Origin of the sequence: Streptomyces sp. NPDC102274 (assembly GCF_044766385.1) — a bacterium.
GTDB lineage: Bacteria > Actinomycetota > Actinomycetes > Streptomycetales > Streptomycetaceae > Streptomyces.
In genome coordinates this window covers 15583-28741 of sequence record NZ_JBIWLW010000032.1, presented here as the reverse complement: position 1 = coordinate 28741, position 13159 = coordinate 15583, and the positions used below count along the sequence as shown (strand labels likewise).

The 13159-nt window shown below is 73.1% G+C and carries 11 protein-coding genes; 2 read left to right on the top strand and 9 right to left on the bottom strand.

Translation table 11 applies throughout. The features are described 5' to 3' along the window. Position 1 precedes the first annotated feature (1 nt). The 6 genes from ACIRQP_RS32480 to ACIRQP_RS32455 all read right to left on the bottom strand — a co-directional run bounded on the left by ACIRQP_RS32480 (position 2) and on the right by ACIRQP_RS32455 (position 5766). Positions 2-2395, bottom strand: a complete 2394-nt coding sequence (locus ACIRQP_RS32480; protein WP_403896465.1) for an alpha/beta hydrolase family protein — start codon at positions 2393-2395, stop codon at positions 2-4. After that, positions 2385-3185, bottom strand: coding sequence for a hypothetical protein (locus ACIRQP_RS32475; RefSeq protein ID WP_403896463.1), 801 nt, complete (start codon positions 3183-3185; stop codon positions 2385-2387). The genes ACIRQP_RS32480 and ACIRQP_RS32475 overlap by 11 nt, the downstream gene beginning before the upstream one ends. 35 nt (positions 3186-3220) lie before the next feature. Further along, positions 3221-3559, bottom strand: a complete 339-nt coding sequence (gene adfB / locus ACIRQP_RS32470; RefSeq protein WP_403896460.1) for an actinodefensin-associated protein B — start codon at positions 3557-3559, stop codon at positions 3221-3223. Positions 3560-3579: 20 nt separating this feature from the next. Beyond that, positions 3580-5106, bottom strand: coding sequence for a hypothetical protein (locus ACIRQP_RS32465; protein WP_403896457.1), 1527 nt, complete (start codon positions 5104-5106; stop codon positions 3580-3582). Then, on the bottom strand, positions 5100-5360 hold the full coding sequence (locus ACIRQP_RS32460; RefSeq protein WP_403896454.1) for a hypothetical protein: 261 nt from the start codon (positions 5358-5360) through the stop codon (positions 5100-5102). The genes ACIRQP_RS32465 and ACIRQP_RS32460 overlap by 7 nt, the downstream gene beginning before the upstream one ends. Before the next feature lie 271 nt (positions 5361-5631). Then, complete coding sequence (locus ACIRQP_RS32455) at positions 5632-5766, bottom strand: Dickkopf N-terminal cysteine-rich domain-containing protein (RefSeq protein WP_403896451.1); 135 nt, start codon at positions 5764-5766, stop codon at positions 5632-5634. Between the two features lie 348 nt (positions 5767-6114). Here ACIRQP_RS32455 and ACIRQP_RS32450 point away from each other — a divergent pair, with 348 nt between their 5' ends. Then, positions 6115-9162, top strand: a complete 3048-nt coding sequence (locus ACIRQP_RS32450; RefSeq protein WP_403896448.1) for an AAA family ATPase — start codon at positions 6115-6117, stop codon at positions 9160-9162. Here the strand turns inward: ACIRQP_RS32450 and ACIRQP_RS32445 are convergent. Then, positions 9150-10319: a CaiB/BaiF CoA transferase family protein gene (locus tag ACIRQP_RS32445; protein ID WP_403896445.1), complete on the bottom strand. Its 1170-nt coding sequence runs from the start codon at positions 10317-10319 to the stop codon at positions 9150-9152. The two genes, ACIRQP_RS32450 and ACIRQP_RS32445, sit on opposite strands and share 13 nt — an antisense overlap. A gap of 203 nt (positions 10320-10522) precedes the next feature. After that, positions 10523-10666 (bottom strand): hypothetical protein, encoded by a 144-nt coding sequence (locus ACIRQP_RS32440; protein ID WP_403896443.1) that lies wholly within the window; start codon positions 10664-10666, stop codon positions 10523-10525. Positions 10667-10778: 112 nt separating this feature from the next. Between ACIRQP_RS32440 and nhaA the strand changes: the two genes are divergently transcribed. Next, on the top strand, positions 10779-12614 hold the full coding sequence (gene nhaA, locus ACIRQP_RS32435) for a Na+/H+ antiporter NhaA (RefSeq protein WP_403896649.1): 1836 nt from the start codon (positions 10779-10781) through the stop codon (positions 12612-12614). A 160-nt stretch (positions 12615-12774) separates the two neighbouring features. Here the strand turns inward: nhaA and ACIRQP_RS32430 are convergent, their stop codons facing one another. After that, the gene (locus ACIRQP_RS32430; RefSeq protein ID WP_403896440.1) at positions 12775-13077 is read right to left on the bottom strand and encodes an STAS domain-containing protein; all 303 of its coding nucleotides are present in this window, start codon (positions 13075-13077) and stop codon (positions 12775-12777) included. Positions 13078-13159 lie beyond the last annotated feature (82 nt).

Here is a 13159-nt window from a genome sequence, read left to right as displayed (position 1 = left end):
GTCAGGTCCTTTCCGAGATGTCCGTCGTACGGCCGGCGGTACTGGTACGGATACGGGGGGCTTGGGTCCCGGGACGCGTACGCGAGGGAAGCGTGGACCGGGCGAGCAGCCAGGCCCGGTGTTCCCGGGCGACGGTGTCGAGGCTCTCCCGGTGGCGGAAGGTGTGCCCTTCGTACGGCAGCAACAAGAGCCGTGCGTGGCCGCCCGTGGCGACGACGGCGCGGTACAGGGCCACAGCCTGGTCGGGCGGGGTGGCCGGATTCGTGTCCTCGCAGCCGTGCACGAGCAGCACCGGCCGGTCCAGGCGCTCGGCGAAGTCCAGGGCGCTGAAGGCCCGGTAGACACCCGGCGCCTGCCAGTAGGTGCGCCGCTCGTACTGGAAACCGTCCGGCGTGAGCGTCCGGTTGTAACTCCCGCTGTGGGCGATGGCACCGGTCAACTCTGGGCGGTGCGCGAGCGCGTAGAGGGCGAGGGTGGCGGCGAAGCTGTGGCCGCCCACGACGACGGGCCCCGTACGCCCCAGCTCCGCGCGCAGCGCGTGCGTGGCGGCGTCGACCGCGCCGGTGATCTGCTGGTGAAGGTCCGCCGGGCGGGCGTCGGCCGGCCAGCGCAGCGGCAGGTCGAGTACGGCCGTGGGCGCGTCGGTCCCCGTCAGGGACGGGTGCGAGTACGCCGACGTCGGCGAACTCCCGTATCTGCGGGCGTGGATCCACAGCAGTTGCGGCCCCTCGACACCGGGCGTGATGGGCAGCAGACGGGGGCCGTCGGCCTCGGACGCCGGGAAGAGGGCGGTACCAGGAGAGGCCGCGGGCCGTACGCGGCGTACGTGCCTCGCGGGGAGAGGCCGCGGGCCGCCGACAGGTTCGAGACGGTCCCCGCACAGCGCGTACCGGCGGAGACCGAGGCGGCCGCCGTGCTGGACGGTGAGCCGCGGCAGACCGTCCTGGACGGCGGCCCAGCCGCGTACGGGCGAGCCGTCGTCGCCGTCGTCCGCCCGCACCGGGGGAACGGGCACCACGCGCGCCGTTCGCCGTTCGCGGTCGATGACGAGCAGGCCCGCACGCCCGTCGCCCGCGTACTCCAGGACGATCGCGTCGGCGCCGTCGTACACGGCGGCCCACGGGCCCAGGCGCGTCCGGCCGCCGGGACGGAGGATCTCCGGTGGCAGGGATACGAGGCGTGTGGTGTGCCGGGTGGTCAGCCGGAGGCCGTGCCGGTGGCGGCTGATGACCAGGGGCTCGTCGGCCGAGGCGAGACACCGCCACCACAGCGGTGCGTCCCCCGGATCGTGAGAGATCGTCAGCCGGGCGGGCGGGCGGTCCGTCGGCGCCGTCGTCGGCTCGGGCGTGCGCAGATCGATGACCGTCCCGCCCCGGGCCGGCACGGCGGCAGCGACAGCGGCAGCGGCAGAGGCGGCGGCAGGGACAGGGACAGGGACAGGGACAGGGACAGGGACAGCGATCGTGTCGTCGCCGTCGCCGGACCAACGCGCTGTCCGAGGCACCTCCGACCACCCGTCGGAGATCGCGGGGTCCGTCGGTATGACGGCCCGTGACCAGCGCAGGGCGTCGTCCGTCTGCCGGACGGAATCGTCCGTGCCGACGGCATGGTCGACGAGCAGGCGCCGACCGGTCGCTGACGGCTCCAGCCCGCCGACGAGCAGGCGCGCGGGCGCGGCCAGGACGCGGAGCGCGCCGGTGGCCGGGTGCAGCACGGACACCGTGGCGGCGGCGAGACCCGCCAGCTCGGCGAGGCCGGGCAGGAAGACGACATGGCCGGGCCCCGACGCCTCGCACACCACCGGCCTCCGGAGCTCCGCCGGACCGGGCGAAGGTGCCGGGGGCGGCTGTGAGGGGGGCGTCAGCAGCGCCAACTCGTCGTCACCGCACCACGCGAGGCAGCGGCGACCGCCCCCGTGCGGCGTCAGTGACAGCGCGGCGCGTACCCGCTCGTGGACCGTGACACTCCGGGTCGCGTAGTCGGCGGTCCACGGGTGCACCCGACGGCCCCGCTGAACGAGGCCCGCGACCAGCGGGAGCCTCGGGTGCCAGGCGAGTCCCGCCGCCGGCAGTGTCCGCAGGGGCAGCGACCACAGACCCGGACCGCCGTCGCGTCCCAGCGCGATCCCGGCGTGCCGGGAGCGGCTCGGTGCGAGACCGGTGAGGTCGGGGTCCACCGACAGATTCCGCCAGTGGACCGTCGCGGGGTTGTAGTCGGACACGGAGGGCCGGGCCGGGGCGCTGAGTACCGCGTACGCGGTCAGATCGGGCCGCATCTCCACGGTGTCGACATCGCCGTCGCCCGTGGTGCCGGGGACGGTCGTGGTACGCGGCCGAGGCCGTACGTCCACGGCCCGTGGCCCCGCGTCCGCGGCGGAACGCGGCTCAGGCGGCATGTGCCGGTTCCGGACCGCTGATCGTGATGGTGTCGATGAGCGCCTTCACCGCACCGATGCCGGACACCGGGGCCCGTACCGGCCGCCCCGCCGCGTCGACCGCCGCGGCGCAGGGCACGGACATGTCGGCCATCTCCGGGGGAAGCTCGCTGCCGCTGCTCACCACCGTCGTCTCGACCCGGGCCCGGCGCACCGGTTCCATCGTGCCCAGCAGCTGCTTCAGCGCCCGGCAGGCGGGACAGTTGTCCGAGACGTACAGCTGTACGCCGCCGACCGGCTCGGTGGAGTCCTCCACCGCCCGCGCCGCGGTCGCCTCGGCCGCGGCCCTGCGCCGGTCGGCGACGAGTACGGCGGTGGCGGTCACGGCCGCCGCGGCCACGGCGGCGACACCGCGCAGCCGTGGCCGGGCGGGCAGGTCAGCGGTCATCAGGACCGCCGCGGCCGTGGCCGCGAGCGCGTTGGCGCCGACGTGCGAGCGGCCGACCGTGGCCAGCCGGGCCGCGCCGAAACAGGCGCAGCGCTGCCCGCGCAGCGACTGGGCCACGGCGGCCAGCGCGCCGTACGTCAGCAGCGCGGTGGCGGGCGCCGCCCGGCCCGGGAGCAGCACCAGGGCGGCCGCCGCGCCCAGTTCGGCGCCGCCGGCCAGACGCGGGCCGTGCGGGGCGCGCAGTGCGGCGGAGCGGTAGGGCCAGGCCAGCCGGTCGGCGGGCGTGAGGACCTTCGCGGCGCCGCCGGCCAGCAGGGGACCGGCCAGCGCGGCGAGAGCGGCCTGCGGAAGTCGGGAGGGCATGGAACCTCACTTCACATCGTCGTTCGGTCGCACGGTCATGCGGCCGCGTCGTCCGTGACGACGAGCCATTGGGTCTCCAGGAGATGGCGCGCCAGACGCGGCACGTCGGTGTCGCCCGCGTCGAACCGGCCCTTCGCCAGCAGGCGTTGGAGGCGCCCGGCGTCGTGTTCGGCGCACTCGGCGAGTGCGAGGGTGCGCTCGTTGATGAGCACGGCGCCGCCGAAGGGCAGCCCGGTCAGCCGGACGCCCGGCGCGAGAGCGACGGAGAGGGAGGGAGGAACGGAGAGAGCGGGAGGAGGCGTCTTGGCCACGGTCGTCAGCCCTTCGGTCACGGCTCTTCGGTCACGGCTCTTCAGCCACGGTTCTTCGGTCACGGTTCTCCGGTCATGGCCCTTCAGCCATGGGCCGAATTCAGCAGCCATCGGTCGATCCACAGCAGCCTCAGCAGCGGCAGTGCGTGATCGGCCCGGCCGGGCCCCTCGCGGAGCAGGCCGGTCACGACGGCCACATCGATCAGCCCGAGATCGGCCAGCGCGCACGTGCGCTCCAGCTCGGCGATGATCTTGTCGCTCTCGCGGTGCAGATAGGCGGCCGCGGCGAGGCGCAGATCGAAGGAGGACGAGGCGCGCCGCAGTCCGCGTACCCGGTGCCCGGCCACGGCCCGGACGAGCGGCTGGTGGTTACGGAAGACGCCGCCGGCAATGCGGCCGAGGCGGTCCGTCGGCAGTGTCTCGACCGCTCCGAGGACCCCCGGGTGGAGCGCGGGGAGTACGAGCCCGTCGTGGTCGGCGGGTACGCGCTCGGTCATCCCCGCGTCGGCCCGTCCCAGCAGCGTCCCCAGGAAGTCCAGATGGTCCTTCCACACCGACAACGACGCCTGCTGGACGGTCTGGAGCGCCACCCGTCCCTTGGGCGTCATGCCGGGCAGATCCCGTCGGCCCAGTGGGGGCGGGGGCGGCGGTCCGTCGACGGGCTGGGCGTCCTGGGTATCCTGCCCGGCCCCGGCCCCGGCCCCGGCCCCGGCCCCGGCCCCGGCCCCGGCCCCGGCCCCGGCCCCGGCCCCGGCCCCGGCCCCGGCCCCGCTACCCGCGCCGTCGGCCGCGCTGTGGACGACGCCCTGCTCCAGCAGGGCGGCGGCCTCGCTCAACGACGGGAGCGTACCCACCAGATGGAAGGGTTCGCAGGTCAGCAGGCGCCAGTCGCGGGGGCCCCGGTCGGCCTCCGGCAGCTTGGCCGAGACCAGGTCCTCCAGGAGCGTGCCCGCGACGAGCGGTCCGCCGCCCGCGGCGCGGGCCAGCCGGGCGGTGAGCCGGCGCGGGAACTCCAGGTCCGGCAGCGGTGGCATCAGACCGCCGGTGGGAACGCTGTGGTGATCCAGCAGTTCGAACACGTCCACAGGAATATGACGGGTCGTCAAGTCGCCGACAGGCGAAGGACCGTGGCGTCGACCCGGCAGACCGAGGTCCGCGTGCAGCAGCGGCGGACGGTGCCCCGCCGAGAGAGCGGCCACCGCGAGAAAGGCCGATGACAGGCCGCCGCTGTAGGCGATCGCGTACCCCTCGGGCAGCGTGCGCAGTACCTCGGCGACCGCCCAGGTGAGATCGGTGGTCCCCGCGGGCAGTCCTGGCCGCTGCCGGCTGACGGTGACGCCCCCGGCATCGACGCGTACCCGCGTCCCCAGCGCCAGCCGGCGTACCCCGGGCAGCGGGGTGGCGTCCGGCGGCGGGGCCAGACCGTGCACCAGCGCCAGCAGGGTGCCCGGTTCGGGTACGGGCCGCTCCTGGCCGGTCAGGAAGTCGGCCGGGTCGTGGCTCCACTCCAGACCGCCGTGGCCGACGCGGTAGTAGACGGCGGGCCCGCCGGGCTCGTCCCGGCTCAGCAGGAATCCGTCGCCGTCGGTCACAGCCGCTGTGTTCAACATGCCGTTTCCTCCTCGGCGGTGCGGAGCACCTCGGTGTACTCCTCCCGTACCGGCAGCGAGGTCGTCAGGACCGCGCCGCCGCACTGCGCCCACGCGTAGAATCCGCCGGGAGCCACCACCGGCGCCGTCTCCCTGCCCAGATGGAACGAGGCCGGGTAACCGAGACCGCGCAGACCCGCGGTGATGAACAGCGCGTCCTCCACCGGGTCGAGAAAACCGACGGAAAGCCGCTCGGCCACCCGCAGACGAGCCACCGCGCGCGCCGCTCCTCTCGGAGAATTCCTGGCCCGGCCGTACACCGGAGGCCAGTCGAGCGTGTACGTCCCGCCCTCGCGCCGGGACGACTCCAGGAATTCCCGTGCCGCCCGAGCGGATTTCCAGAGTTTCCACATGATTTCAGTCGCCCCCGGTTCGCCGGTCGAAGGAATTGAGGGAACGCGCCCTGCCGCCCCCGCCGGAGCCGTACGCGACACCTCTCGGTGCGCGCCGGCCCGGCGGAGGCACCGCTTTACCCGCGGCCGGGCATCAGCCCTGCAGGTAGCAGTGGAACCACTCGCAGATCAGGCCGTGGCAGCACTGCGAGTCCCAGGCACAGGACTCGTAGCGCGGAATGCAGGCCTCTTCGACGGCGGTCGTCTCGGTGTGCAAGTGCTGCTGCAAGCCGTTTCCGGAAAGCCGTTCGGAAAGTGACGTCACAGACATGACCTCTCCCAACTTCGGTTTCTTGGATGACTGGTTGGCCAACCTCGAAAACGACGGAACCATACTCGTCCGGCGAGTTCAAGAAGCTTTTTGCATTCCGCATCCACCGCACAGGAAGAAGTATTTCGCAAACATTTCAAGGGAGTTGAAAGGAATCCGGCGATCCGGCGGCGGCGCACCGGGCGGGCGGCCTCGCGGAATCCACCATGTCACCTTCGCGGGTGAGGCGCCTCCGGACACGTCACCAGTCCGGAGCCTAGTGTGGAAAGGGGATCACCTGACGGTGATGACGGGGAGGGGTTGGCAGTGGCGCGCGGTGAACGTCCATTGGACGAGGGGGACGGTCCCCTGCTGGGGTTTGCGGCGGACCTGCGCGGGCTGCGACAGAAGGCCGGCGGCCCGACGTACCGGGTGCTCTCGCAGCGTACGCACTACTCGATCGCGACCCTGTCCAGCGCCGCCGCGGGGCGGAGTCTGCCGACGCTCGCGGTCACCCTCGCCTACGTACGGGCCTGCGACGGCGACGTGGCCGAGTGGGAGCGGACCTGGCACACCGTGGCGGCGCGCCTCGCCGCCGCGGACGACGCGGGTCCTGACCGGGACGCCGAGCGGTCCGACGCGGGCGGTGACGCGAACCCGCCGTACGCGGGGCTCGCGGCGTTCCAGCCCGAGGACGCCGACCGGTTCTTCGGGCGGGAGCGGCTGACCGAGGAAATGTTCGACCGGCTGTCGCGGCAGCGGTTCGTGGCGGTCTTCGGTGCCTCCGGATCCGGCAAGTCCTCGCTCCTGCGGGCGGGGCTGCTGCCACGACTGCGCGCCGACGGGGTACGGCGGGACGGCGCACAGCGGGAACGGACACGGAATGACGGCACATGGCAGGACACCGCACAGCGTGACGCCACACAGCAGGACGGCACATGGCGTGACGGCACACAGCAGGAGCCCGGCGAGCGGGACGTCGTCCTGCTCACCCCCGGGCCGCATCCGCTGGAGGAGTGCGCGATCCGGCTGTCTGCCCTGGCGCGCACCGTTTCCGGACAGGTGCACGCCGACCTCGTGGCCGATCCGCGCAATCTGCACCGGCTCGTACGGCAGATCCTGACCGGCCGGCCTGAGGGCGCCGAAATCGTGCTGATCATCGATCAGTTCGAGGAGACCTTCACGCTCTGCCGGAGCCCCGAGGAGCGGACCGCATTCATCGCCGCGCTCATCGCCGCCGTCCGGGCACCGAACAGCCGGTGCCGGGTCGTGCTGGGCACCCGCGCCGACTTCTACGCGCACTGCGCCCGGCACGCGGATCTCGTCGAGGCCCTGACCGACGCGCAGATCATGATCGGGCCCATGACCGGGGAGGAGCTGCGCAGGGCCGTGGTCCGGCCCGCCGTGAGCGCCGGGAGCACCGTGGAAGGCGCACTGGTGGCCACGCTTGTCGCCCAGGCCCATGACCGCCCCGGTGTGCTGCCGCTGCTCTCCCACGCGCTGCTGGAGACCTGGCGCCGGCGTCGCGGCAACGCCCTGACACTGGCCGGGTTCCAGGCGACGGGTGGCATCGAGGGCGCGCTCGCACGGACCGCGGAGACCTTCCACGCCTCACTCACCCCCGGGCAGCAACGGATCGCCCGGCAGATCTTCCTCCGGCTGACGGCCCTCGGCGAAGGGACCCAGGACACCAAACGCCGGCTGCCGCGCGGCGAACTCGACCAGCGGGTCTCCGAGGTCGACCTCATCCTCGAACGCGCCGCGAGCGTACGGCTGCTGACCCTCGACCGCGACCAGGTGGAGATAGCCCACGAAGCGCTCATCCGCTGCTGGCCGCGGCTGCACGGGTGGCTGGCCGAGGACCGCGAGGGGCTGCGGACACAGCGCCGGCTCACCGAGGCCGCCGAGGTCTGGGAGTCCCTCGGCCGCGACCCGGGAGCCCTGTACCGGGGCGTCAGCCTGGCCACGGCCCGGGATCTGACCGACCCGGGCCGCCATCCCCACGGCGCCGTACTCACCGCGCGGGAACGGGAGTTCCTCGACGCGGGCCTCGCCGCCGAGCGCGCCGAGACCCTCCGGGACCGGTCCCGTACCCGCCGCCTGCGCCGCCTTGTCGCGCTGCTCGCGGTGCTGACCGTCGCGGCGACCTTCGCCGCCGGGTTCGCCCTCCGTGCCCAGCAGCAGATCACCCGGCAGCGGGACGCCATCCTGTCCCGGAATGTCACCGCCGAAGCGCTGATCCTGCGGCAGGCGCGGCCAGAGCTGGCGACCCAACTCCTCCTGGCGGCCTATCGGCTCGCCCCCACGCCCGAGGCGCGCGACGGGCTGCTGAGCACGGTCAGCACTTCGCTGGCCGGCCACACGGACATCGTCACGTCGGTGTCGTACAGCCGTGACGGGCGGTTGCTGGCCGTCGGCGCCGCCAATGGCACCGTACGGTTGTGGAACATGTCCGACCCCCGGCGGCCGGTCGGGTTCCCGGCCTTCGACCGTTCGGACTGGGTGGCGTCGGTGTCCTTCAGCCCCGACGGGCGCACGCTCGCCACCGGCGGCTATGACCGCAGGGCGCGGCTGTGGGACGTCTCCGATCCCGCCCGGCCGGCGCTGAGGGCCACACTGAGCGGCCATACGGACGCGATCTTCTCGGTGGCGTTCGGCCCCGACGGGCGGACACTGGCCACGGGCAGCTACGACCACACGGTCCGGCTGTGGAACGTCGCCGCCGGCACCACTCCCACCTCCCTCGCCACACTCACCGGCCACACGCTCAACGTGAAGTCCGTGGCGTTCAGCGGCGACGGGAAGCTGCTGGCCTCCGGCGGCGACGACCGCACCGTACGGCTCTGGGACATACGCCGGCCGCGGCACCCCGTCGCGCTGTCCGTCCTCAGGGGCCACCACAACTACGTCACGTCCGTCGCGTTCAGCCCCGACGGCCGGACTCTGGTGTCGGGCAGTGACGACCGCACCGTACGACTGTGGAACATCACTCTGCCCCGCCGCCCGGCCGCCCTCTCGGTGCTCTCCGGCCACAGCGATGTGGTGATCTCCGTGGCGTTCAGCGGCGACGGGCGGCTGGTGGCTTCCGGCAGTTACGACCGCAGCGCCCGCCTGTGGGACACCGGCGACATACGCCACCCGGCTCTGCGTGCGGTGCTCACCGGCCACAGCGGCGCCATCAACGCCGTGACGTTCGCGCCCGGCGGACGGGCTGTCGTCACGGGCGGCGACGACCGCACCGCCCGGGTATGGCAGACCGACCCCCGCCGGGCCGTCACCGAGGCCTGCGCGGCCTCCGCGCCCGCCATCCGCCGCTCCCAGTGGTCCCGTTACTTCCCCGGCCTGGACTACCGGCCGCCGTGTCAGGCGCCCTGAGAGACGCCGCGGCGCGTTGCCGTCGCGTTCAGTTCGGCCAGGATGCGCCCGCGGTTCTCGTCCAGGGCCGGTACGCGGCCCATCCTGGGCTCCCGGCCCGCGACGGTGACGGGCGGCAGGAGCGCGTCGAGCGGGCCCACGGGCGAGTCCACGGTGCGCCAGCGGTCCCGGGCGGCGAGCTGCGGGTGCTCCGCGAACTCCGCCACGTCCCGCAGCCGGGCATGGGCGATGCGGGCCGATTCGAGGCGTCGCTCGGCCTCGTCCGCGCTGAGGGCGGCGAAGCGCTCCTCGACCCGGCTCCGCAGCGCGTCGCGGTTCTCCACACGCAGGGAGTTCCGCGCGAACCGCGGGTCGGTGGCGAGGCGGGGAGCGTCCAGGACCCGCGTGCAGAAGTCCTCCCACTCGCGCTCGTTCTGGACGCCGAGGAAGACGCGTACCCCGTCGCGGGTCGTGTACGGACCGTAGGGGGCGATGACGGCGTGCTCGGCGCCGGTACGCGGCGGCTGGGCGCCGCCGTAGCGGGTGAAGTAGCCGGGATACCCCATCCACTCGCCGAGCGCCTCCAGCATCGACACCTCGAAGACGCTGCCCCGGCCGGTGCGTTCGCGTTCGTAGAGCGCCGTGAGGATGCCGCTGTACGCGTACATCGCGGCGGCGATGTCGGCGACCGGGATACCGATCTTCGCCGGCACCTCCGCCGTACCCGTCAGTGACATCGCCCCGGACTCGCACTGCACCAGCAGGTCGTACGCCTTCCGGTCCGTGTAGGGGCCGCCGGTCCCGTAGCCGGAGATGGCGCACATGACGAGCCGGGGGTTGGCGCCGACGAGCGTCTCGGCGTCCAGGCCCAGACGGCCGGCCGCGCCCGGGGCGAGGTTCTGTACGAACACATCGGCCCGGTCGACGAGCCGCCGGAGCACCGCGGCGTCCTCGGTCCGCTTCAGATCGAGGGCGATGGATTCCTTGCCGCGGTTGAGCCAGACGAAGTGGCTGGACATGCCCCGGACCGTCTCGTCGTAGCCACGGGCGAAGTCGCCGGTTCCCGGCCGCTCCACCTTGATGACGCGGGCGCCCAGATCGGCGAGCTGACGGGTGGCGAACGGGGCGGCGACCGCCTGCTCGACAGAGATCACGGTGATGCCGTCCAGTGGGAGCACGGGAGGTCCTTTCGAACGAGGCCGGGCGGGGTTCGCCCGGCCGGGCCCGCCCCGGAGGCGGGGGAAACCATACGATCGTCCTCCCTGTGACCGTACCCCGCTACGACGATCCCCCGGCGGTCGTGGCCTTCACACCGGCCTGTCGGGATCCGGCAGCTCCTTCGCAGCCGCGGGCACAGGCGAGCCGCGGGCGCGGGCAAGCCTCAGGCGCAGGACCCCGGTGCGGGATCGGCCGCGGGCTCCCGGGAGATCCGGTCCCGCAGCTCCGGATGGCGTCGCAGCCAGCGGCGCAGATCGCCCGCCGCCCCGCCCGTGTCCTCGCCGGGGCCGCTCACGCCCAGCGTCACCCGGACAGGGCCCGGTCACCGGGCCGTGGCGCCGGGGCCGCAGGAGAATGGCGAGGTGACTGTGGACCCGGCGCCCCCGAACCTCTCCGGCCAGACCAAGCGCGGCGACGAGATGCGCACCCCGTTGCGTGACTTCCTGCGTACGGAGACGGGCAGCGCGGCCGTCCTGCTCGTCGCGACCCTCGTCGCGCTCGTCTGGGCCAACGCGGGCCCGGGTACGTACGAGGAGTTCTGGCGGACGGCGCTCTCGGTCCGTATCGGCTCCGCCGGGATCTCGCTGGAGCTGCGCGAGTGGGTGAACAGCGGACTCATGACGCTGTTCTTCCTGGTCGTCGGCCTGGAGGCCCGCCGTGAGTACGACATGGGGGAACTGCGCGAACGGAAACGGGTCGCGCTCCCGATGCTCGCCGGCGTCAGCGGCATGCTCGTACCGGTCGCCATCTTCCTCGCCTTCAACGCCGGACACGCCTCGGTGCACGGCTGGGGCGTCGCCATGTCCACGGACACGGCGTTCGCGCTGGGCATGCTCGCCGTCTTCGGCACCCGGCTGCCGCGTGGGCTGCGGGTCTTCATCCTGACCGTCGCCGTCGTGGACGACTTCGTGGCGCTCGGTGTGATCGCGTTCGCCTACAGCGGGCGCCTCCATATGGTCGCGCTGATCGTGGCCGTGGTGATCTTCGGGCTCGTCCTGCTGCTGCGGACATGGGGAGTGCGCCGGGGCGCGGTGTACGGCGTGCTGGCGGTGGCCGTCTGGGTGGCGATGCTGGAGTCCGGGGTGGACCCGGTCGTCACCGGTCTGGCGATGGGGCTGGTGACCTTCGCCTACCCCGCCTCGCGCAGCGATCTGGAGCGGGCGAGCGGACTGTTCCGGCTCTTCCGCGAGCAGCCGACACCGGAGCTCGAACGAACGGCGCGGCTCGGGATCGCCTCGGCGATCTCCCCGAACGAGCGGCTCCAGCGGATGTACCACCCCTGGACGAGTTATGCGATCGTGCCCGTGTTCGCGCTCGCCAACGCCGGCATCACCATCAGCGGAAGCCAGCTGGCGCGGGCCTTCGAGTCGCCGATCACCCTCGGCATCCTGTGCGGCTATGTGCTGGGCAAGCCCCTCGGCATCCTCGGTGCCGCGCTGCTGACGACCCGGCTGAGCCACGGGCGGCTGCGTCCGCCGGTCGGCTGGGGCGCCGCGGCGGCCGGCGGCACCATCGCCGGTGTCGGCTTCACGGTCTCGCTGCTGATCGCCACCCTCGCCTTCGACAGCGAACAGCTGGAGCAGGCCAAGATCGGCATTCTCGCGGCGGTGATCTGCTCGTTCGCCGCGACCTGGCTCGTGGCCCGCGTCGTCGGGGCGCTGCCACGGCCCCGGCGGATCAAGGCCCTGCTGGGCAGCGCGGAGATGATCGTCGATCTCTCCGAACCGGTGGATCCGGACCGCGACCGGGTACGCGGGCCGCGGGAGGCGCCGGTGACCGTCGTCGAGTACGGCGACTTCGAGTGTCCGTACTGCGGGCTGGCCGAGCCCGTGATCCGCGAACTGCTCGCCGACTTCGGGGACGTCCGTTACGTCTGGCGCCATCTGCCCCTCAACGACGTCCACCCGAACGCCCAGCTCGCGGCGGAGGCCGTGGAGGCCGCGGCCGCACAGGGCGCCTTCTGGGAGATGCACGATCTCCTGCTCGCCCGCCAGGACGCTCTGCGGGCCGCCGATCTGCTCGGCTACGCCGAGGAACTGGGGTTGGACCGCGAACGGTTCCACCGGGATATGCGGGCGCACAAGGGGGCCGGGCGGGTCGCCGAGGATGTCGAGACCGCCGATACCAGCGGTGTGTCGGGCACTCCCACCTTCTTCGTCAACGGACGGCGTCACCACGGCGCGTACGACATCGACGCCCTCACGGCGGCCGTACGCACCGCGAAGGCACGGTCCGTCCTGGACGGGCCTTCCTGACCCGGCGTGTACGGCCGCCACCGGGCGAAAGCGCCCCCGGCCGCCACCGGGCGAAAGCGCCCCCGGCCGCCACCGGGCGAAAGCGCCCCCGGCCGCCACCGGGCGAAAGCGCCCCCGGCCGCCACCGGGGCGAAAGCCCCCGGTCACTTCGCGGCACGTCTCAGACAGGCCCGTAGCCCGGCGGTGGCCGGCGTCCGGTCAGGATGAGGCGTACGTCATCGGCCTCCGCGAGACGTCTGATGATCAGCAGCGCGGCCAGCCCCGTGGGGTCGCCGGTCATGGCGGGACCGCAGTGCAGCTCCAGCCGGCTCACGCCCCGGTGGGTGCGCAGCAACTGCCGTACGGTGTCCACCACTTCGTACGAGGTCTCGTCGTCCATCTCGCCGTCGAGCCTGATCTCGACCGTGTCGGACCGGGGGGTGGTGACGACGATGGTCAGCGGATCAGGAGGAGAAGAGGTCATAGGAGCATACCGGGCGTCCTGGCGAGGCGATTCTCGATACTGCGGACCAGTACCGTGGTCGTACCCAACGGTCCTCCTCCGG